Origin of the sequence: Brachybacterium phenoliresistens (assembly GCF_000576425.1) — a bacterium.
Classification (GTDB): Bacteria; Actinomycetota; Actinomycetes; order Actinomycetales; family Dermabacteraceae; genus Brachybacterium; species Brachybacterium phenoliresistens.
This window is the reverse complement of sequence record NZ_KK069990.1, coordinates 1-21,124: the sequence shown is the minus strand read 5'-3', so window position 1 is coordinate 21,124 and position 21,124 is coordinate 1. Positions and strand designations below refer to the sequence as shown.

Below are 21,124 nucleotides of genomic sequence, written 5' to 3'. Positions count from 1 at the left end.
CCGATGGCCTCCCGAAGACTTCCCGATCAGGCGTCCATGGGGACTCCTCCCCATGGGCTCAGGACCTTCTCAGGGTTATGCTCAGGTACTGCGCCGAGCGGACCCGAGCCACGGCGACTCACAGAGCCAGAGCGGCAGGCTCGCCGCCCGACCCTGAAGGGACCAACCATGAACATCGAGAGCATCAAGAAGAACGCCCTGATCGCCTGCATCGTCGGCTTCGTCTGCGGTGGTGTGATCCCCGGCATCCTCGGCCTCCTCGGCTACCTCAAGGCCGACACCGAGCCCCAGACCGCCCAGAAGTTCACCAAGTGGGCGTGGATCGTCTTCGCCATCATCTGGGTCCTGAACATCCTCTGGATCGTCATCGCGATCGCTACCGGCGTGTTCAGCGCTTCCATGAGCACGTACTGATCGACCGCCCGTCATCGGGCATGCAGAAGGGCCCGGACCGATGGTCCGGGCCCTTCGTCATGCCAGGAGCCGTTTCCGGCCCCCGGCAGGGGTGGATCAGGCGTCCTGGTTGGTCTCGCGACGATCCTCGGACCACTCGACGTGGAAGGTGCCCTCGCCGTCGACGCGCTTGTAGGTGTGCGCGCCGAAGAAGTCGCGCTGCGCCTGGACCAGGGCGGCCGGCAGACGCTCGGCGCGGACCGCGTCGTAGTAGGACAGGGTCGAGGAGAACACCGGGACCGGGATGCCGTTGGCGGCGGCGAAGGCCACCACGCGGCGCCAGGCCGGGATGCACTTGGTGATCTCGGCGGTGAAGTACTCGTCGGCCAGCAGCAGCGGGAGGGTCGCGTTGCGCTCGTACGCCTCCGTGATGCGGTTGAGGAACTTCGCGCGGATGATGCAGCCGCCGCGCCAGATGCGGGCCATGGCGCCCAGGTCGATGTCCCAGCCGTACTCCTGCGCACCGGCGGAGATCTCGTCGAAGCCCTGCGAGTAGGACACGAGCTTCGCGGCGTACAGCGCCTTCTGCAGGTCGTCGATGAAGGAGGCCTCGTCCAGGACGGCGAGGTCCTGGGTCTCGGCCGGGAGGACCGCGCGGCCGGCCTCGCGCTGCGGCACGGAGCCGGAGACGGAGCGGGCGAAGGTGGCCTCGGCGATGCCGGTGACCGGGACGCCCAGGGAGAGCGCGGTCTGCACGGTCCAGGCGCCGGTGCCCTTCTGGGCGGCCTGGTCGAGGATGACGTCCACGAAGGCCTTGCCGGAGGTGGCGTCGGTGTGGTGGAGGACCTCGGCGGTGATCTCGATGAGGAAGGACTCGAGGTCGCCCTTGTTCCACTCGGCGAAGACGTCGCCGATCTCGGAGGCGGGCTTGCCCAGCGCCTTGGACATGAGGTCGTAGGCCTCGGAGATGACCTGCATGTCGGCGTACTCGATGCCGTTGTGGACCATCTTCACGAAGTGGCCGGCGCCGTCGGCGCCGACGTGGGTGCAGCAGGGGACGCCGTCCACGTGCGCGGAGATCTTCTCGAACATCGGGCCGAGGCGGTCGTAGGACTCCTTGGTGCCGCCGGGCATGATGGACGGGCCGTTGAGCGCGCCCTCCTCGCCGCCGGAGACGCCGGTGCCCACGAAGTGCAGGCCCTTCTCGCGCAGCGCGGCCTCGCGGCGGCGGGTGTCGGAGAACAGGGCGTTGCCCGCGTCGACGATGATGTCGCCCTCCTCCATGTGCTCGGCGAGCTCATCGATGACGGCGTCGGTGGGGCCGCCGGCCTTCACCATGATGATCGCGACGCGCGGCTTCTGCAGCGAGGCGACGAAGTCCGCGGTGGACTCGGACGGGAAGAACTCGCCCTCGTCGCCGTAGGAGTCGATGACCTTCTCGGTCTTGCCGACGCTGCGGTTGTGGATCGCGACCTTGAACCCGTTGCGCGCCAGGTTGCGCGCGAGGTTCGAGCCCATCACCGCCATACCGGTGACGCCGATATCGGCAGCGTTGGCGGGGGATGCGGCGAAGGTTGCCATGGATTCTCCTTGGGTCGAGGACCTGTCGGCGGGGTGCACGGAGGTGTGCCGGCGTCGTTCCGCACGGCGGCACCCCGGCCATCGGGCCCCATTCTAGGTTCCCCGGTCGCCGCGAGGGGCTGGCGCCCATGTCGGGCCCATCCCGTGAGATCCCGCGACCCCGTCCGCACGCGACGATGCAGGCGGGGGCGACGTCGCGGCGGGCGGATGCGGTTTCGCGCGCGCGAGCGCGCGCCGTAGTCTGTGGCGGACCTCTCCCCTGGACACGTTCGATCAAGGACACGCATGAGCTCCGCATCCCAGCCGCCTCAGTTCGGCCAGCCCTCGGCCGGCGACCCCTATGCCCAGCCCGCCCCGTCCCCGGCTCCGGGGACCGCCGGGAACGACCCCTTCGCCCCGCCCGCCGCGGGCTCGCCGTACGCCCAGCCGGGCCCCGGCTCCCCGTACACGCAGCCGGCCCAGCAGGCCCCCGCGCAGCCCGGCGGGGCGCCGCGCCCGGCCCCGGGCACCTCGCTGGGCGACGACATCAGCGCCGGGTTCGGCTTCGCGTGGAACACGCTGCGCACCAACGTGGCGGCGGTCGTCGTCCCGGGCGTCGTCTACGGCATCGTGATGGCGGTGATCACGGGCATCGCCATGGCCGCGATGTTCGGCATCATGGCGGCCGTCTTCGCGACCATGACCCCGGGGAGCGAGCCCGACGAGTCCGTGATGGTCGGCGGCATGCTCGGCGCCTATGCCGCCTTCTTCGGGATCCTCCTGCTCCTGGTGCCGGTCACGGTGGTGTGGGCCTCGGGCGTCTACCGCGTCGGGCAGAGCATCCTCGAGCTGCGCCGCCCCACGGTGGGCCAGGGCTTCATCGGCACCGGCCGCGTCGTCCTGACCTTCCTGCTGACGGGGCTGATCGTGCTCGTCGGCAGCGTGCTGTTCTACCTCCCGGGCCTCGTGGCCGCTCTGCTGCTGCTGTTCGCCCCGGCCGCCGCGTCGCGCGGGGCCTCGCCGGTGGAGGCGATGAAGGAGAGCTTCACGCTGGTCAAGAACAACATCGGCGCCTCGCTCGTGGCCTACCTCGTGCTGATGGCGATCTCGTACGTCGGCGGGATCCTGGTGGTCACGCTGGTCGTGTCGATCCCGCTGGGGTACCTGTTCACGCTGGGGATGTACGAGCGCCTGAGCCGCCGCGAGCTGCCCGATCCGGAGGCCGCCCGCTGACCCGGTCGGCGCCGATGATCTGATCACCTCCCGGGGGCCGTCGCCCATCGCACGCCGTAGCCTGGTGCGATGACCGACGGCCCCCTCATCGTCCAGAGCGACAAGTCCCTCCTGCTCGAGGTGGGGCATCCGCGGGCGCAGCAGGCGCGGGCCGCGATCGCCGCCTTCGCCGAGCTGGAGCGCTCCCCGGAGCACATCCATACCTACCGGATCACGAACCTGGGGCTGTGGAACGCGCGCGCGGCCGGGTTCGACGCGGAGAGCGTCGTGGCGGCCCTGGTCGAGAACTCCCGCTACCCCGTCCCCCACGCCCTGCTCATCGACGTCGCGGACACGATGGACCGCTACGGCCGCCTGCAGCTGCGGGCCGATGCCGCGCACGGCCTGGTGCTGCACGGGCTGGACCGCGCGGTGCTCGAGGAGGTCGTCCGCTCCCGCCGGATCGCCGGCATGCTCGGCGCCCGGATCGACGAGCGGACCGTGGCGGTCCATCCCTCCGAGCGCGGCGCCCTCAAGCAGGCCCTGCTGAAGATCGGCTGGCCCGCCGAGGATCTCGCCGGCTACGTCGACGGCGAGTCCCATCCCATCGGCCTCGCGGAGGACGGCTGGCAGCTGCGCCCGTACCAGGCCGAGGCCGTGGACGCCTTCCGCCACGGCGGCAGCGGCGTGGTCGTGCTCCCCTGCGGCGCCGGGAAGACGCTGGTGGGGGCCGGGGCGATGGCGGCCATGGGCCGCACCACGTTGATCCTCGTGACGAACACCGTCTCGGCCCGGCAGTGGCGGGCCGAGCTGCTGGCCCGCACCACCCTCACCCCGGAGGAGATCGGCGAGTACTCGGGGGCGAGCAAGGAGATCCGGCCCGTCACCATCGCCACCTACCAGGTGCTCACCACCAAGCGGAAGGGCGTGCATCCCCATCTGGAGCTGATGAGCGCCCGCGACTGGGGACTCATCGTCTACGACGAGGTGCATCTGCTGCCGGCGCCGGTGTTCCGGATGACCGCGGACCTGCAGGCCCGCCGCCGCCTGGGCCTGACCGCGACGCTCGTGCGCGAGGACGGCCGCGAGGACGAGGTGTTCTCGCTCATCGGCCCCAAGCGTTACGACGCCCCGTGGAAGGACATCGAGAGCCAGGGCTACATCGCCCCGGCCGAGTGCACCGAGGTGCGAGTGGACCTGCGCGAGTCCGAGCGGATGGCGTACGCCATGGCCGAGCCGACGGACCGGGCGCGGCTGGCGGCCTGCCACCCCCGCAAGGTGGACGTCGTCGAGCAGGTCTCCCGCCGCCACGAGGGCGAGCCGATGCTGGTCATAGGCCAATACCTCGACCAGCTCGAGGAGGTCGCGCAGCGCCTGGGGGCCGAGCTCATCACCGGCCGCACCAGCGTGAGGAGGCGCCAGGAGCTGTTCGACGCCTTCCGGGCCGGCGAGATCGACCGCCTGGTCGTCTCCAAGGTCGCGAACTTCTCGATCGATCTGCCGGAGGCCTCGGTCGCGGTGCAGGTCTCGGGGGCCTTCGGCTCCCGCCAGGAGGAGGCCCAGCGCCTGGGCCGGCTGCTGCGCCCCAAGGCCGACGGGCGCTCCGCGCACTTCTACACCGTGGTCACCCGGGACAGCGTGGACCAGGACTTCGCCGCGCACCGCCAGCGCTTCCTCGCCGAGCAGGGCTACGCCTACCGGATCGTCGAGGCCGATGAGGTCGGGCCGGCGCCGCGCGACGCCGTCTGAGGCGCGATGTGAGGACATCGGCGCCGCGGAGTGGCAGGATCGGGAGCGCATGGACCCTTCCCCGAGACCTCAGGAGCCTGCGGTGAACCAGCCGACCGACCCCCGCAACCCCCTCGATCCGGCCGACGCCCCCCGCGAGGACGCGGCCGCTCCCCCGATCTCGCGCTCCGCGGACTCCGCCTCCATCGAGTCCACCCCGGCCGATCCGACGGTCCCCGCCGCCCCGCGGCCCGAGGCGACCCCGCGGCAGGAGCCCGCCGCCCGCCCCCGGCCCGAGCTGCCGCCGGAGGACGACTCCCGCCCCGGCGGGCTGTCCGTGGGGCTGTGGATCTCGCTGATCCTCGGGGCCATCGTGCTGATCCTGCTGCTGATCTTCGTGATCCAGAACAACGTCTCGACCGGCTTCGAGTACTTCGGCGCGCAGTTCTCGCTGCCGCTGGGCGTGGCGATGCTGCTCGCGGCGATCGCCGGTGCGCTGGTGATGGCGCTGGTCGGATCGGTGCGGATCATGCAGCTGTCGTGGACGATCCGGAAGATGCGCAAGAACGAGAAGCGCATCCGCTCCGCGATCGAGCACTGATCCGCGCGGCCGCCGCGCCCCGCGTCCAGGAACCGTCCAGCGAACTCCCACGTTCGAGGATCACGGTGGGGTCATGACCATCGACACCCCCCAGGACTTCGAGGCGCGCCTGCTCGTCGTCGACGACGAGCCGAACATCCGCGACCTGCTGGCCACCTCCCTGCGCTTCGCGGGCTTCGAGGTGTTCACCGCGGCGACCGGCAACGAGGCGATCCGCCAGGCGACCGAGAACCAGCCCGACCTCATGGTGCTGGACGTGATGCTGCCCGACATGGACGGCTTCACCGTGACCCGGCGCCTGCGCGATCGCGGCGAGCTGTACCCGATCCTCTTCCTCACCGCGAAGGACGAGACGAAGGACAAGGTCGCCGGCCTGACGGTGGGCGGGGACGACTACGTCACCAAGCCCTTCAGCCTCGAGGAGGTCGTCGCGCGGATCCGCGCCGTGCTGCGCCGCACCCACGGCGGCGTGGAGGAGCCCGTGGACGCGAGCCTCGTCGTCGGCGACCTGCGCCTGGACGAGGACTCCCACGAGGTCCATCGCGGCGACGTCTCCATCGAGCTGTCGCCGACGGAGTTCAAGCTGCTGCGCTACCTCATGCTCAACGCGGGCCGGGTGGTCTCCAAGACGCAGATCCTCGACCACGTGTGGGACTACGACTGGTCCGGCGAGGTCGGCATCGTCGAGTCGTACATCTCCTACCTGCGCCGGAAGGTGGACGTCATCGGGGACCCGATGATCCACACCAAGCGCGGGATCGGCTACGTGCTGCGCGCCGCCGACGGCTCCTGAGGCCTTGTCCTTCCCCTCGCTGCGCGCGGACCGGCCCGTCTCCCTGTGGACACGGATCGTCGCGCTGATCTCCCTGCTGCTGGTGCTGGGCACCACCATGACCGGCGGCCTGTCGCTGTTCCTGCTCAACCGCACCCTGATCCAGGGAGTGGACAACGAGCTCGAGCGGTCGATGACCGACATGACGGCGCTGGCGGCCGCGGAGATCGACCAGGAGGCGGCGGGCGAGGAGGGCGACTCCTACGCCCCCGTCGACTTCATCGTGGAGATCCGCGATCACGACGGGAACACGCGGCGCCAGGTCGTCCACCGTCATGACGACCGGCCCGTCGAGGTGGTCTTCCCGGAGCTGTCCGAGACCCAGATCATCCAGCGCGGCGGGGAGCCCTTCACCGTCATCGACTCGTCCGAGAGCCGATGGCGCGTGAAGGCGATGATCAACGGCAGCCCGGGCGGCGGCAGCGTCTTCGTGGCCCTGCCGCTGGACGGCGTGGACCGCACCATGCACGAGATGGCCCTGATCATCGTGCTGGTCGGCACGGGCGTCGTGCTCATGGGCATGGGCTGCGGCGGCTACATCGCGCACCGCGCCCTGGAGCCGCTGCGCGACGTCGAGGCGACCGCGGCGCAGATCGCCGCCGGCGACCTCTCCCGCCGTGTCCCGGAGACGACGACCTCCATGGAGGTCCATCGCCTCTCCCGCTCGCTGAACGAGATGCTCGTGCACATCGAGCAGGGCTTCGCCGCGCAGTCCGAGTCGGAGTCCCGCGCGACGGCCTCCGAGGCGCGCATGCGGCGCTTCGTCTCCGATGCCAGCCACGAGCTGCGCACCCCGCTGGCCGCGATCCGCGGCTTCGGCGAGCTGTACCGGATGGGGGCGCTGGGCACCGACGACTCCGTCGCGCAGGCGATGCGCCGCATCGAGGACGAGGCCCGCCGCATGGGGTCCCTGGTGGAGTCGCTGCTGCGCCTGGCCCGCCTGGACGAGAATCCCGACCTGGCGCTCGAGCCGCTGGACATCTCCGACGCCCTGTTCGACGCCGCCCAGGACCTCCGCGCCCTGGACCCGACCCGCCAGGTCATGGTCGTCTCCCTGACCGGGACGCCGCTGACCGTCTCCCCGCACGTGGCGGTGGGCGTGATGGGCGACGAGCCGTCCCTGCGCCAGGTGATCCTCAACCTCGTCGGCAACGCCAACCGCCACACCCCCAAGGGCTCCCCCGTCGAGATCGCCGTCGGCACCCTCGAGGAGACCGGCCGCACCGTGATCGAGGTGCGCGACCACGGCGAGGGCATCGACGCCGAGCAGCGCGAGAAGATCTTCGAGCGCTTCTACCGCACGGACTCCTCCCGGCAGCGCAGCGCCTCCCAGGGCGGCGGCGCGGGCCTGGGCCTGTCCATCGCCGCCAGCATCGTCCAGCAGCATCGCGGGAGCATCTCCGTGGTCGAGACCCCGGGCGGCGGCGCGACCTTCCGCGTCGAGCTCGTCGCCGCGGACCTCGACCAGGCCGCCGCGGAGGCGGCGGAGGCGGAGGCCGCCGCGGCCCAGGCCGCCGCCGAGGGGGACACCGGGGACCGCTGACGTCCCCGGCGCCCCGGGCGGCCGCGACGGCTCAGGCGCCGGCGCCCTGCTCGACGTAGTGCATGTCGTTGATGGCGCCGATGGTCCAGCTGCCCTCCTGGTAGGTGAGGGTGGAGACGGAGGCGTTGTGGAAGCCGCCGGTCACGGAGCTGAGATCGGCGCCCAGGGCGTGCAGGGCCAGGTAGATCGTCAGGCCGCTCGTGACCACCAGGACGGTGCCGCCCTTCCTCGTGCGCGACTGCGCGATCTCCTCGAGGGCCGCGAGGGCGCGATCAGCGCAGTCCGCGGAGGTCTCCGCGGGGACTGCCGTGCCGTCGCTGAGCGCCGCGCCCGCATCGAGCGCCACGCTCATGTCGAAGTCCGGGGAGGCGAAGAGCTCCTCCTGCGAGGCGTGGCCGAGGGACTGCGCGATCGCGGTCCACATGACCCCGTTCCGCTCGCCCTCGTAGCTGCCGAAGCTGATCTCCCGCAGCCGCTCGTCGCGGATCGGCTCGAGGTCGGCGCCGAAGGTCTCGAGCACGGCCGAGGCGGTCTGGTGGTGGCGGACCATGTCCCCGCAGTGGACGGCGTCGATCTCGACGCCCTCGAGGGCCAGGCCCCGGCCCAGGTCCTCGGCCACCGCGACCCCGGCGTCGGTCAGCGGCGAGTCCGACCAGCCCTGGACCCGGTCCAGGGTGTTGAGCATCGTCCTGCCGTGGCGGGTGACCAGCAGGGTGACGGCCTTCCGCCCGCCGCGGCCCGCGCCCCGGCCCGCGCCCTGGCCGGGCTGGGCGGCGACGGGGCCGATCCATGCGGTCGCCGCGGCCAGGCCGAGACCGCCGGCGGCGGCGAGGCCCGCACGGCGGGTGAGGCGGGACGAGTGCAGAACATCGTTGTCCATGGGATTCCTTCGTCGGAGGGGAGGCGAGGGCCGGCAGGCCGTCGCAGCCCGCATCGTACCCAGATATTGACCGATTGGAAACCCAATCCTGACCGTGTGGTCACTCACGGTATCCTGGACCGGTCGGCGCACCCGCGGCCGATGCCACCGCCGAGGCGAGGAGGAGCCGGGTGACCACGGACCCCGGGGTCTCGCCCCGCACGGTGCAGCGCGAGCGCACCCGTGAGCGGATCCTCGAGGCCGCCCGCGCGCTGTTCGTCCAGCAGGGCTACCGCGGGACCTCCCTGCGCGAGGTCGCCGCGGCCGCCGGCATCAGCCATCCGGGCCTGGCGAAGCACTATTCCTCCACCGACGAGCTGCTGGCCGCGGTGCTCGCGCGCATGGAGGCGGAGAACGCCCGCGCCCTCCCCGCCGTCGCCCGCGACGGGACGCTCCCCTTCAGCGCCCTCGCCGCCCGCAACGCCGCGACCCCCGGCTACGTCGCCCTGTTCGCCGCCCTGCTCGGCGAGGCGTCCACGCCCTCGCATCCCTCGCATGCGGCGATGGCGGCGCGCTACGCGGAGGTCGAGCGCGAGAGCCTCGCCGTCCTGGACCGGGCGCGCCGGGCCGGGAGCATCCACCCCGACCGGGCCACCGCCGCGGAGATGCGCCGCTTCGATGCGATCTGGGACGGCCTGCAGCTCATGGAGCAGTTCCTGCCCGACCGGGTCGACACCCCGGCCCTGCTGCGCCGCCTCGAGGAGCGCTGGCGGGAGCCGCCGGCCGCCGCACCCGCTCCCCCGGACCCTGCCGCCGGCCCTGGTCCTGACCCCGGGCCGGGTCCAGAGCCCGGGCAGGGTCCAGAGCCCGGGCCGGGTCCTGAGCCCGGGCCGGGAGCCGGTCCGGACGTCGCGGCGGGGGCCGTACCGCCCGATGCCTCCGGCTATCGCACCGGTCGGGAGCGCCGCGCGCAGATCCTCGCGGCGGCATCTGCCCTGTTCGCGCAGGACGGCTACGCGGAGACGTCCCTCGCCCGGATCGCGCGGACCGCCGGGGCGTCCAAGGCCGCGGTGCTGCATCACTTCGGCTCGAAGGAGGGGCTGGTCGAGGCCGTGCTCGACGCCCGGGACCGCGAGCTGCGGGCGCTGGCCGGTCACCGGCCGAGCCCGCCCGGCGGCCGCGAGGGACTGCTCCTGCTGGTGCAGCAGGCGCGGGTGGCCGCGCGCCGCGCCCCGGGCCTGATCCAGCTGTACGCGGTGCTGTCCTGCGAGGCCGCTCCGGCCTCCCACCCGGCGCACGGCTACGTCGCCGATCGCTTCCGGGCGGTGCTCGCCGACAGCGAGGCCCTGTTCGCCCGCGCCCGGGAGGACGGCGACCTGCCCGCGCACCGCGACCCGGCGCAGGAGGCGCTGCTGTGCATCGCCCTGTGGGACGGGCTGCAGTACCGATGGCTGTACGACCGCGGCATCGACCTCACCGCCGACCTCGAGGCGCACCTCGCCCAGGTGCTCGCCCCCTGAGGCCCTCCCCGGCAGCGGCGGCGCTCACGGCGCGTCCATCACCTGGCCCTGCCAGAAGGGATGGCCCGCCGCCCGGGCGAGGGCATCGGCCCGTTCCAGGAACGCGGCCGCGGCCCGCTCCCCCGCGGCGTCGTGGGCCTGCACGCGCGGCAGGGCGATCTCGTCGCGGCTGATCCGGAAGGCGCCGGGCAGGTCCGGCATCGGATCGACGTGGCCGCGCGGGCCCCAGATGAAGTCGCGGGGCACCCGATCCAGGCCCAGCCGCGCGGCATCGGCGGCGCTGCGCTCGGCCCGGGCACGGGCGCGGCGGGCCAGCGGCACCCGCAGGCCGGAGGCGAGGAGCACGCGCGTGAGCTCCCGGTTGCCGACCATGGTCACACCGTGGGCCTCGAGCCGCCATCGCGCGTCCACCGGCCAGTCGTAGTGGTCCAGGTCGAAGGCGCGGCCGGGGAGGCCCGCCCGGGCGGCTCCGGCGTGGAGCTCGTCGAGGGACGTGTCGGATATCAGGTGGCCCCACACGGTGCCGTGGTTGTCCCAGCGCGGGGTGTCGGCGAACAGGGTCATCCGCGACCGCCCGTCGTCCGCGGGGGCGGCGGCGCCGCGAGGGAGCGCAGCACGTGCTCCAGGGGGCCGCGGCGGCCGGCGCGGTCCAGCACCACCGCCAGGACGAGCCCCGCCGCCCAGGCCAGCACCATCAGGGCCGAGGCCCCTGCCGAGCCCAGGCGTCCGCCGAGCCCCAGCGTGAAGGCCGGGAAGAGGGCGAGGGCGATCACCGACTGCAGCACGTACCCGGTCAGGGACATCCTGCCGAGCGCGGCGAGCGCCGCGACGATCGGACCGTGGAGCCGCTCGGCGGCGAGCGCGGCGAGGGCCGCGCCGGCGACGGCCCCGCCGAGCCCGCTCAGCTGGTGCACGACGCCGAGGATCCCGCGCACCGTCTCGCTGCCCAGGTGCTCCGCCCGCGGGTCCAGGACCAGCACGAGGGTGAGCGGGAGCGCGCCGAGCAGGGAGATCGGCAGCAGGGTGCGCCACAGGCGGCGCAGCAGCGCCCGGTGGCGGGCCACGTCCTCGAGCAGCCGGACGCGGGCCAGGAGAACGCCGATCAGCATCGGGGTGAGCAGGCCCAGGTCCGTCGCCGGGAGCAGCATCAGGTCGACGCCGACCTCCTGGGCGCGGATCATCACCGAGTCGGCGTAGGTGGCGGCCTCGACATCGGGCAGGCGCCCGCCGCCGGCGGGGCCGATGGTCCCGTCCAGCCAGCCCCACATCGCCAGCATCGGGCTCGCCAGCAGCGCCGCCGCGATCACGAGGATCCGGCGGCGGTCCGCGAACAGGACCGCGAGCATGCCGATCACGGCATAGGAGGCGACGATGTCGCCGGCGAACAGCAGCACGCCGTGCGCGAGGCCGATGCCCAGCAGCACCAGGTGGCGGCGCAGCATGCGCCGCCGGAATCGGCCGGGCGTCTCGCCGCGCTCCCGGCCGCGGCGCAGCAGCACGCCGATCCCGTAGCCGAACAGCATCGCGAACAGCGGGAAGCCGCGGTTGTCCACCAGCAGGGACATCGCCACGTCGACGGCGCGGTCCAGCGCCCCGGCGTCGCGCTGCTTGACCAGCGCGGTCCAGGCGCCGCCGTACATCCAGCCGACGGTGTTGGCCAGGGCGATGCCGAGCAGCGCCGCGCCGCGCGCGAGGTCCGGGCCGACGGCGCGCTCGCCCAGGGGCACCGCGGCGACGGCCACCGGGGCCCCGCGCGAGGTCATGGCCGCGCCGGCGTTCCCTGATGGTGGCGCAGCAGCCACTGGCCCTGATGGCGCACCCACACGCTCGAGCGCAGCACCGTGCGCACGGCGCCGCCGGAGCGGTCCTCGGTGCGGTAGCGCACGAGCACGACGTCCGGCGCGAGGGCGTCGGCGATCAGGTCGCTCGCGGTGGTCCCGGGGACGGGGCCGAGGGAGGCGAGGATCTCCTCGCGGGTCCAGGCGCGGCCCGAGGCCCCGATCTCGGTGAAGTCGGGGTGCAGCAGCTGCGCCGCCCGGGAGGGCTGGGCGCGCACCAGGTCGGTGAGCAGCGCCAGCTCCCGCTGGGTGACCTCGTCGAGCTCCGAGGTCGCCGGCGCGATCGGCGTCGGGGCCGAGGCGGCGCTGGCCCGGCGGGGAGCCGCCGCCGGGGCGGGCGCGGGCTCCGGCTCGGGCGCGAAGTAGGCGAAGAGATCCTCCGGCTCCGGCGCGGCCGATGCGGACGCGGCGGGGGCGGACGCGGGGGGCGCGGTCCGGGAGGCGGGCACGGGCACGGACGCGCCGGATCCGGCCCGGTAGCCGGGGCCGACCTCGGGGTCGCGGCCCTTCGAGAAGGCGGTCGCGGCGGCGTTCGCGCGGCGGTCCGCGGCCTCGTTCATGGCGTGGCCGGCGTGGCCCTTGACCCATTCGAACTCGACGCTGCGGCCCGCCAGGGCGCGGTCGATGGACTGCAGCAGCTCGACGTTCATGACGGGCTTGCCGTCCTTCTTGCGCCAGCCCTTGCGCTTCCAGCCGGGCATCCACTTCGTCACCGAGTTGATGACGTACTGGCTGTCGCACAGGATGTGCAGGTGCTGGTCGGCATCCACCGCAGTGGCCTCGAGGAGGTCCAGGACGGCCTTGAGCTCGCCCATGTTGTTGGTGCCGTGGGGCCAGCCGCCCGCGCGCCAGGTGTCCTCGTCGATGTACCAGGCCCAGCCGGCGGGCCCGGGATTGCCGAGGGCGGAGCCGTCGGCCGCAGCGGTGATCGTCATGAGGGCAATCGTTCCATAGAGCGGGGACGGGCCCGCACCGGCGGCCCGCACCCGCGGCCCGCCGCACCGGCTCAGCCGCGCGAGACCTCCCCGCCCGCATCGAGCGCACCGGCTCAGCCGCGCGATCAGCCGCGCGAGACCTCCCCGCCCGCATCGAGCGCCCCGGCCCAGACGCGGACGCGGCGGCGCAGCAGCTGCAGGGCGAGGACCAGCAGGATCGCGAGCAGGACGATCTGCGCGAGGCCGAAGAGCCGGATCCCCTGCTCGAAGGGGAGCTCGGTGAGGTGCATCAGCTGGAGCACCAGGAAGCCGCCTGCCATGGCGAGCAGGGAGGTCAGCAGGACCGCTCCGCCGTAGCTGATCAGCGACAGCGGCCACATCCAGGCGCTGGGGCGCCGGGTCGTGCACTCCTTGCCCACGATGAGCCCTGTGACGGTGAGCTGCAGACCGATCGTCAGCGCCTCGATCGGCAGGACCAGCGGGACGGGCGCGACCGGGCCCTCGGCCGTGCCGCCCAGGACGACCAGAGAGGTCGCGCCGTCCATGCCGACGGCGTCGGCGATGCCCGTGCCGACCGCCGTGACGACCGTGAGGACGAGGGAGAGCAGGACGACCAGCGCTGCGCGGCCGCGCAGCGCATCGGCCCGGGACAGGCCCAGGCCCGCCCGCAGGTCCGCGGCCTGCTCGACGTCCTCGCGGCCCAGGCGGTACCACAGGAGCGCCGCCCACAGGGGCGCGACCCAGATCAGGATGTCCGTCAGCAGACCGGCGGCCAGGAGCGCGATCACGGAGAAGGCGACCGTCCCGGCGACCGTCTCCCGGTGCAGCCTCAGCTCGAGGCGCAGGGCGCGCAGGGCTCGGGTCCGGGGCGGTGTCGTGGTCGTGGTCATCGGTTCGTCCTGTCTGTTCCGCGGGCGTGGCGCAGCGCGCCGGTGACGAGGTCGGTCAGCCCCGGTCGCAGGAGCCGGGCTGCGGGCGGCAGCCCGGCCGCGTCGTCGGCGGGCAGCAGGCCGCGGGTCAGGTCGCCGATCTGCTCCGCCCCCTCCAGCACGAGCCCGGACGGGAGCATGCCGGGCAGCTCGACCAGGACCAGCTCGTCGCGCAGGTCCTCCACCGCGCCCTCGAGGACGCAGCGGCCGTCGGCGATCACGACGAGATGGTCCACGAAGCGGTCCATCCCGTCGAGGTCGTGGGTGGTCAGGACGATCGTGGTGTCCTCGGTCGCGAGCTGGGTGCGCAGCCGGTCCACGAGCTCCTCGCGGGCCAGCGGATCCAGGCGGGCGAGCGGCTCGTCGAGGATCAGCAGGCGCGGAGCGGAGGCGAGCGCCGCGGCGACGAGGAGCTGCGTGACCTGCCCGCGGGAGAGGTCGCGGATCCGGGCGTCGAGGTCGACCTCGTGCGCGCGCAGCTCGGCGCCGAACCGGCGGACGGAGAAGCGGGGCACGCAGCTCTGGTGCAGCCTGGCCACGTCGTGGGCGGTCCAGTGGTCCGGGTAGGGGGAGGCGTCGGCGACGACGGCGACGTCCTCCGGCAGCGGGACGTCGGCGGGGCCCAGGGCGCGCCCCATCACCTCGATGCTCCCGGCCGCCGCGGGGACGGCGCCGATGATGGCGCGCAGCGCGGTGGTCTTGCCGGCGCCATTGGCTCCGACGATCGCGGTCACCTGGCCGGCGGGAGCGGTGAAGCTCAGGCCGCGCAGGATCGCCGCGGGTGCGGTGCCGGGCCTGCGCGGCGGACGGAGCCGGACCTGCAGGCCGCGGACGGCGATGGCGGGGACAGAGGTCATCGGTCATCCTTCGGGGGGTCGAGGGCGAGGTCGAGGCGCGCGTGCAGCTCCTCGGCGCTCATGCGGGCGGCGCGGGCGGCGCTCGCGGCCTGGGCGAGCGCCTCGTCGATGCGGGGAAGGGCCCTCTCGCGCAGGGCGGCGGGATCCTGCGCGCGGACGAAGACGCCCTTGCCGCGGACGGCGTCGACGAGGCCGTCGGCGACGAGCTCGTTATAGGCCCGGGTGGTCGTGATGACGCTGACGCGCAGGTCGCGCGCGAGGACGCGGATCGAGGGCAGCGACTGCCCGGGCTCGAGGTCGCCGCGGGAGATGGCGGCGGCGATCCCGGCGCGGATCTGGGCGTAGATCGGCTCGGGGGCCGAGGGGTCCAGGGGCACGTCGAGATCCGCCATGACCGCTCCCTCCGCCCTCGACTGCATCTACTGTCTATATGCACTATAGACAGTTCTCGGGGCGTGCGGAAGTCCTGACAGCTGTCACGGGTGCTCCGACGCGCGCGACCCTAGGCTCGGGAGGAGTCAGGGACGGTGCGGGGCGCGGGGGCGAGGCGCGCGACGGTCATGCCGGCGCCGCCCGCCCCGGCGCCCATCTCCGCGAGCGCCTCGGGCAGGTCCTCCAGGCCGATCACGGCGCCCACGGCGCGCTGCGGGTCCAGGCGCCCGGCCGCGATGTCGGCGAGCATGGCCGCGTACTCCGCCACCGGCAGGCCGTGGCTGCCGAGGATCTGCAGCTCCTGGCCGATCACCCGCCCCATCGGCAGCGGCGGGTCGGCGTCGGCCCCCAGCAGCAGGCCCACCTGGACGTGCCGTCCGCGAGGGCGCAGGCACGAGATCGCGGCCGCGGCGGTGGCCGCCGAGCCGAGGGCGTCCACGCTCACGTGGGCTCCGCCGTCGGTGAGCGCGCGCACGCGCGAGGGAGCCTCCGGCCCGGCCGGCACGATGCTCGCGCCGAGCTCCCGGGCCGCGCCGAGCGCCGCCGCCGAGACGTCCACGGCGATCACCTCCGCGCCCGCGGCGACCGCGATCTGGACGACCGAGAGGCCCACCCCGCCGCAGCCGAGGACGACGAGGGACTCCCCCGCCCGCAGCCGGGCCTGCGCATGGACGGCGTGGTAGGCGGTGCCGAAGCGGCAGCCGAGCCCGGCGGCGGCGACCATGTCCATGCCCGCGGGCAGCGCCACCAGGTTGTGGTCCGCCTCGGTGACCACGACCCGCTCGGCGTAGGAGCCGGGCAGGTCGAAGCCGGGCTGACGCTGCTGCGGGCACACCTGCCCGGCCCCGGCGCGGCACTGCGCGCAGCGCCCGCACGCGAGGATGAACGGGGCGGTGACCCGATCGCCCGGGGCGAAGCGCGTGACCTCCGGGGAGACCTGCTCGACGACGCCGGCGAACTCGTGGCCGGGCACGTGCGGAAGGGTCACGGAGTCGTCGTGGCCCTGCCAGGCATGCCAGTCGCTGCGGCACACCCCGGTGGCGTGCACCCGGATGACGGCGCCGCGCGGCGGGGCGATCGGATCGGGCAGCTCGACGAGCTCGGGCGTGCCGCCGAAGGCGGCGTAGGAGATGGCGCGCATGCCCCGATCCTCCCCCACCGGAGCGAGTGCCGGGTGACGAGCCAGATCTGCGGGGCAGATGGCTCGTCACCCGGCACTCGCCGGGATCAGTCCCGCTCGTAGGCGGCGGTCTGCTCCTGGACGGCGCGCAGGCGGGCCAGGTCGAGCTTGCGGCCGCGGGCGAAGTCGACGATGCCGTTCTTCTCCTGGAACACGTCGGTCATCTGCGTGTAGCAGTAGCCGAACATCTCCGGGTCCTCGAGCAGCACGCGGGTGAGGCCCTCGAACCGCGTGTACAGCTCCTCCTCGCTGCCGATGCGCTGGCCGTAGCCCCAGGACGCGGCCGCGTTGTTGCCGGCCTCCTCCGCCGCACGGCGGGCCTCCTCGGCGTTCCACCAGATGCCGCCGTACTCCGAGACGAAGTAGGGCTGGCCGGCGTAGGGCAGGGAGAAGGAGCCGTCGGCGTGGGGCATCTCGTCCGGGGCGAGGTCGCGGCGGTTCACGTACGGCGCCCCCTCCGCCAGGCCCGACTGCTCCGCACGGAAGGCCTCCGGGTCCTGCTCGTAGGAGTGGGAGTCGTAGATGTCGGCCCCGCGCACGCGATGCGAGTAGCCGGAGGCGTCCAGCACGGGCCTGGACGGGTCGGCGAGCTTGGTCGCGTCGTACATCGCCTGGGTGACGTCGTCGAGGACGGTCAGCCGGTCGTGGATGACCTGGTGCGTCTCGTTCAGCGGGCACCAGCCGATGATGCTGGGGTGGCTGATGTCGCGCGCGACCGCCTCGATCCACTGGCCGATGAACGCGGCGGTGGGCTGCTGGTTGTGGCCCAGCCCGCCGCGGCCGGAGACGCCCCAGTCGCCGAACTCGCCCCACACGAGGTACCCGTGCAGGTCGGCCCAGAAGAGCATGCGCTCCTCGAAGACCTTCTGGTGCAGGCGCGCGCCGTTGAATCCGGCCTCGTAGGCCAGGCGGATGTCCTCGACCATGGCCCGGTCGGTGGGGCTGGTCATGAAGGTCTCGGCCCAGTACCCCTGGTCGAGCACGAGCCGCTGGAAGACCTTCTGGCCGTTGATGCGGAACTCCCGGCCGTCGAGGGAGGTCGAGCGCAGGCCCGCGTACGAGGAGACCTCGTCCAGCACCTCGCCCTCGGCCCCGAGCAGGCGCACGGACAGGGCGTACAGCTCCGGGGCGCCGGGCCCCCAGACGCGCACGTGCTCGGCGGGGATCGCGAGCTCGAGGTGCGGGGCGAGGTCGAGGTCGGCCCGCACCTGGGCGGAGGCGACCTCCTCGCCGCCGGGCACCGAGGCGCGGACCTCGAGGACGGTGCCGGGGCGGTTCGCGCTGAGCGGCGCATCGATCGCGAAGGAGGATCCGGCGAGCGAGGGGATCACGCGCAGGGAGCGGATGGCGACCTCGGGCACGCCCTCGAGCCAGACCGTCTGCCAGATCCCGGTGGTGCGCGGGTAGGTGGCGTGGGTGGCGTGGTACCAGACGGACTGCTTCCCGCGGGCCTGCAGGGCGTCGCGGTGGTCGCGGGCGCGCACGACGATCTCGACCTCCTCGCCCGCGCGGGCGATGCCGGAGAGGTCCGCGCTGAAGGGGGTGAAGCCGCCGCGGTGGCGGGCGACCTCCTGGCCGTTCGCCCACACCGTCGCGTCGTGGTCCACGGCGCCGAAGCGGAGGATCGGGCGCAGGCCCTCCCAGTCCGCGGGCACCGTGACGGTGCGGCGGTACCAGACGGCCTCGAGGAAGTCGAGGGTGCCGATGCCGCTGGCCTCGGTCTCCGGCGCGAAGGGCACGGTGATCTCGCCCTCGAGCTCGCGCTCGAGGATGCCGCGGTCGATGCCGCTGTCCCCGCCGTCGATCTCGAACTGCCAGGTGCCGTTGAGGTTCAGCCAGGTGGGCCGATGCAGCTGCGGGCGCGGGTGCTCGGGGCGGGGGACGTCCCCGGCGACCGAGGCCGGCGCGTCCAGCAGCGCGGCGAGGGAGTCGGCGGCGGCGAAGAGGTCGGTGAGGTGCGAGGGCAGCGCGGCGGCCGCGGGCGAGGAGGTGCTCACGAGGGCTCCTGATCGAGGGAGGACGACGGTGGTCCGGACGGGTCCAGTCCACCACGACTCCCGGTCGGATTTCAACGTGAGAATCGAGAAAGTTCCTCGATCGGCCCCGGGATCGGCGCCCCGAGCCCGGGAAGCGGGAGATCAGGAGGCCGCGGAGCTGCCGCGCACCAGCAGGCGGTGGGGCACCACGACCTCGGGGGCCGGGCAGCCCGCGCCGCCGCCGTCCCCCTCGGGCGCCAGCGCGGCATCCAGGGCGGCCTGCACGAGCGCGTCGACATCCGGCGCGACGGTGCTCAGCGGCGGCACCGCGAAGGCGGCCTCGGGGATGTCGTCCCAGCCCACGACGGCCACCTCCTCCGGGACGGAGATCCCCCGGGAGCGCAGGGCCTCGAGGGCGCCGATGCCCAGCAGGTCGTTCGCGGCGACCACGGCATCGATCTCCAGCCCCTCGTCCAGCGCCGCGAGCGCGGCGTCCCGGCCGCCCTCCCGGTTCCAGTGCTCGACCGGGCGCAGCAGCCGAGGGTCCGCGTCCAGGCCCGCGAAGCGGATCGCGGCCCGCAGGCCGACGGTGCGATCCGCGCCGGTCGAGGGCGGGGTGCGCTCGGCGCCCAGGAACAGCAGCCGGGACCGGCCGGCGTCGACGAGATGGCGGACCACATCGGCGGCGGAGGCGATGTTGTCGATCGCCACGTGCACGACGTTCTCCGCGGCGGGGATCCTCTCCCCCAGCAGCACGACCCGCGGTCCGGAGCGGCGGGCGACGAGATCGGCGGCCGAGAGCGCGGCGGGCGAGATGATCACCGCGTCCACCGGGCGCGGCACCTGGCCGAGCACATGCATGCGCTCGACCGCGGCCGAGCCGAGGGAGACCTCGACGCTCACGGAGTGGTCCCGCTCGCGGGCGGCGGCCTGCATGCGCTCGGCCAGCCGCGCGAAGTAGGGGTTGCTCAGCTCGGGCACGACCAGGCTGAGGGTGCGGGTGGGGCCGCCCCGCAGGTCGCGGGCCGCGAGGTTGGGGACGTAGCCCAGCTCCTCGATCGCGGCGAGCACGCGCTGCCGGGTGTCCGGGCGCACCACCGGGCGGTCATGGACCACGTTGGAGACCGTCTTCCAGGAGACGCCCGCGCGCTGCGCGACGTCCTTGATGCTCACCCTGCGCGCCACGGGCACCTCTCCTCCACGGCGGGCCCGGCGGCCCGACCGGACCAGGGTACTGGTCCGCGGTCCGGCCGCCACCCCCTCACTCCCACGTGGGAACGTGGGATGCGGAGCCGGTGGTTCGTCACATCGGCGGCCCCGACCGGCCGCCGCGGGGCCCTCCCGTACTAGTGTGGGCAGCACGAGTGCCGTCGCCCCGTCGCGGCACCAGGTCCCGCCCTCCCCCTGAGGCGGAGACAGCGCTGGGCCCGTGGGGACGCCGGAAGGAACGAGCGTCCCGGCAGCGAGCGCGCCGGGCGGGCAGCCTCCACCAGAACGGATCCTCGTGACCACCTCTGATTTCGCGCGCCTCGGCGTGCCCTCCGCCCTGATCGATGCGCTCGCGCCGCAGGGCATCACCTCCCCCACCCCGATCCAGGCCGCGACGCTGCCGGACTCCCTGTCCGGCCGCGACGTGCTGGGCCGCGGCCGCACCGGCTCGGGCAAGACCTACGCCTTCCTGCTGCCGCTGGTCGCCCGCCTCCTGGCGGATCCGCGCCGCCGCGCCGCGCGCCGCCCCCGCTCGCTGATCCTCGCCCCGACCCGCGAGCTCGCCGCGCAGATCGGCGAGGCCCTGCGCCCGCTCGAGCGGGCCGCCTCCCTGCGCAGCGCCGTCATCTTCGGCGGCGTGGGCCAGCGTCCCCAGGTCGATGCGCTCGCCGGCGGCGTCGACGTGCTCATCGCCTGCCCCGGCCGCCTGCTGGACCTCATGGGCCAGGGCCACGCGGACCTCTCCGCCGTCGAGATCACGATCCTCGACGAGGCCGATCACATGGCCGACATGGGCTTCCTGCCGATGGTCCGCAAGATCCTCGACAAGACCCCCGAGCGCGGCCAGCGCATGCTGTTCTCCGCGACCCTCGACGACGGCGTGCAGAAGCTGGTCACCCGCTACCTGCACTCCCCGGTCACGCACTCGGCCGATCCGGCCTCCAGCCCCGTGGGCACCATGGAGCACCACGTGCTCGAGGTCGACGGCGCCGCCCGCTTCGACGTGCTGCGCGACCTGGCCGCCGCGCCGGGCCGCACCATCATGTTCACCCGCACCAAGTACGGGGCCAAGAACCTCGCCCGCAAGCTGACCCGCATGGGCGTGGGTGCGGTCGAGCTGCACGGCAACCTGTCCCAGGGCGCCCGCACCCGCAACCTCGAGGCCTTCGGCAACGGCACCTCCCCGACGCTGGTGTGCACCGACATCGCCGCCCGCGGCATCCACGTCGACGAGGTCGCCCTGGTCGTCCACGCCGACCCGCCGATCGAGCACAAGGCGTACCTGCACCGCTCGGGCCGCACCGCGCGCGCCGGCGAGTCCGGCACCGTCATCACCGTGCAGACGCCCGACCAGAAGAAGGACGTCCACGACCTGATGCGCAAGGCGCGCATCACCCCGACCTACCACGCGCAGGTCCGCGCCACGAGCCCCGTGCTCGAGCAGCTCGCCCCCGGCGAGCGCGTCTTCGGTGCGGCCGAGATCCTCGAGGGCGAGCCCGCGGACGTCCCGCGCGGCGAGC

The 21,124-nt window shown here is 73.7% G+C and carries 19 protein-coding genes; 8 read left to right on the top strand and 11 right to left on the bottom strand.

The features are described 5' to 3' along the window. Positions 1–168: 168 nt before the first annotated feature. Positions 169–414: a hypothetical protein gene (locus BF93_RS05370; protein WP_038371194.1), complete on the top strand. Its 246-nt coding sequence runs from the start codon at positions 169–171 to the stop codon at positions 412–414. Between the two features lie 96 nt (positions 415–510). On the opposite strand, the gene gndA is transcribed toward BF93_RS05370, so the two are convergent. Beyond that, on the bottom strand, positions 511–1,974 hold the full coding sequence (gene gndA / locus BF93_RS05365; protein WP_038371193.1) for an NADP-dependent phosphogluconate dehydrogenase: 1,464 nt from the start codon (positions 1,972–1,974) through the stop codon (positions 511–513). Positions 1,975–2,259: 285 nt separating this feature from the next. On the opposite strand from gndA, the gene BF93_RS05360 reads away from it, so the two are divergent. The 5 genes from BF93_RS05360 (at position 2,260) to BF93_RS05340 (ending at position 7,869) form a co-directional block, all read left to right on the top strand. Then, a complete protein-coding gene (locus BF93_RS05360) occupies positions 2,260–3,186 on the top strand; it encodes a hypothetical protein (protein ID WP_051486570.1) in 927 nt (308 codons plus the stop codon). 69 nt (positions 3,187–3,255) lie between these two features. Next, a complete protein-coding gene (locus tag BF93_RS05355) occupies positions 3,256–4,914 on the top strand; it encodes a DNA repair helicase XPB (RefSeq protein ID WP_038371191.1) in 1,659 nt (552 codons plus the stop codon). An 82-nt stretch (positions 4,915–4,996) separates the two neighbouring features. Beyond that, on the top strand, positions 4,997–5,494 hold the full coding sequence (locus tag BF93_RS05350; RefSeq protein WP_232226210.1) for a LapA family protein: 498 nt from the start codon (positions 4,997–4,999) through the stop codon (positions 5,492–5,494). Positions 5,495–5,567: 73 nt separating this feature from the next. Continuing rightward, positions 5,568–6,287, top strand: a complete 720-nt coding sequence (locus BF93_RS05345; RefSeq protein ID WP_038371190.1) for a response regulator transcription factor — start codon at positions 5,568–5,570, stop codon at positions 6,285–6,287. Between the two features lie 4 nt (positions 6,288–6,291). Continuing rightward, positions 6,292–7,869: a sensor histidine kinase gene (locus BF93_RS05340; RefSeq protein ID WP_084148294.1), complete on the top strand. Its 1,578-nt coding sequence runs from the start codon at positions 6,292–6,294 to the stop codon at positions 7,867–7,869. A 31-nt stretch (positions 7,870–7,900) separates the two neighbouring features. On the opposite strand, the gene BF93_RS05335 is transcribed toward BF93_RS05340, so the two are convergent. Further along, positions 7,901–8,749 carry a histidine phosphatase family protein gene (locus tag BF93_RS05335; RefSeq protein WP_051486569.1) on the bottom strand — a complete coding sequence of 283 codons (849 nt, stop codon included), beginning with the start codon at positions 8,747–8,749 and terminating at the stop codon, positions 7,901–7,903. Positions 8,750–8,919: 170 nt separating this feature from the next. Between BF93_RS05335 and BF93_RS05330 the strand changes: the two genes are divergently transcribed. Next, on the top strand, positions 8,920–10,248 hold the full coding sequence (locus BF93_RS05330; RefSeq protein WP_051486568.1) for a TetR/AcrR family transcriptional regulator: 1,329 nt from the start codon (positions 8,920–8,922) through the stop codon (positions 10,246–10,248). A 24-nt stretch (positions 10,249–10,272) separates the two neighbouring features. Here BF93_RS05330 and BF93_RS05325 read toward each other — a convergent pair whose 3' ends face one another. The 9 genes from BF93_RS05325 to BF93_RS05285 form a co-directional block, all read right to left on the bottom strand. Continuing rightward, positions 10,273–10,812, bottom strand: a complete 540-nt coding sequence (locus tag BF93_RS05325; RefSeq protein ID WP_038371189.1) for a DUF4031 domain-containing protein — start codon at positions 10,810–10,812, stop codon at positions 10,273–10,275. After that, complete coding sequence (locus BF93_RS05320; RefSeq protein WP_232226209.1) at positions 10,809–12,011, bottom strand: DUF418 domain-containing protein; 1,203 nt, start codon at positions 12,009–12,011, stop codon at positions 10,809–10,811. The genes BF93_RS05325 and BF93_RS05320 overlap by 4 nt, the downstream gene beginning before the upstream one ends. Further along, positions 12,008–13,021: a ribonuclease HI family protein gene (locus BF93_RS05315; protein ID WP_038371188.1), complete on the bottom strand. Its 1,014-nt coding sequence runs from the start codon at positions 13,019–13,021 to the stop codon at positions 12,008–12,010. The genes BF93_RS05320 and BF93_RS05315 overlap by 4 nt, the downstream gene beginning before the upstream one ends. 125 nt (positions 13,022–13,146) lie before the next feature. Then, positions 13,147–13,911 carry a hypothetical protein gene (locus tag BF93_RS05310; RefSeq protein ID WP_038371187.1) on the bottom strand — a complete coding sequence of 255 codons (765 nt, stop codon included), beginning with the start codon at positions 13,909–13,911 and terminating at the stop codon, positions 13,147–13,149. Beyond that, a complete protein-coding gene (locus tag BF93_RS05305) occupies positions 13,908–14,807 on the bottom strand; it encodes an ATP-binding cassette domain-containing protein (RefSeq protein ID WP_051486567.1) in 900 nt (299 codons plus the stop codon). Before BF93_RS05305 ends, BF93_RS05310 begins: the two co-directional genes overlap by 4 nt. Next, a complete protein-coding gene (locus tag BF93_RS05300; protein ID WP_038371186.1) occupies positions 14,804–15,199 on the bottom strand; it encodes a GntR family transcriptional regulator in 396 nt (131 codons plus the stop codon). The genes BF93_RS05305 and BF93_RS05300 overlap by 4 nt, the downstream gene beginning before the upstream one ends. 110 nt (positions 15,200–15,309) lie before the next feature. Next, complete coding sequence (locus BF93_RS05295; protein ID WP_038371185.1) at positions 15,310–16,380, bottom strand: alcohol dehydrogenase catalytic domain-containing protein; 1,071 nt, start codon at positions 16,378–16,380, stop codon at positions 15,310–15,312. 86 nt (positions 16,381–16,466) lie between these two features. Then, positions 16,467–18,416, bottom strand: a complete 1,950-nt coding sequence (locus BF93_RS05290) for a glycoside hydrolase family 2 protein (protein ID WP_198025361.1) — start codon at positions 18,414–18,416, stop codon at positions 16,467–16,469. Between the two features lie 141 nt (positions 18,417–18,557). Further along, positions 18,558–19,580, bottom strand: a complete 1,023-nt coding sequence (locus BF93_RS05285; protein WP_198025360.1) for a LacI family DNA-binding transcriptional regulator — start codon at positions 19,578–19,580, stop codon at positions 18,558–18,560. Between the two features lie 319 nt (positions 19,581–19,899). Here BF93_RS05285 and BF93_RS05280 point away from each other — a divergent pair. Further along, a partial coding sequence (locus BF93_RS05280; protein WP_038371184.1) for a DEAD/DEAH box helicase occupies positions 19,900–21,124 on the top strand: 1,225 nt, incomplete at its 3' end.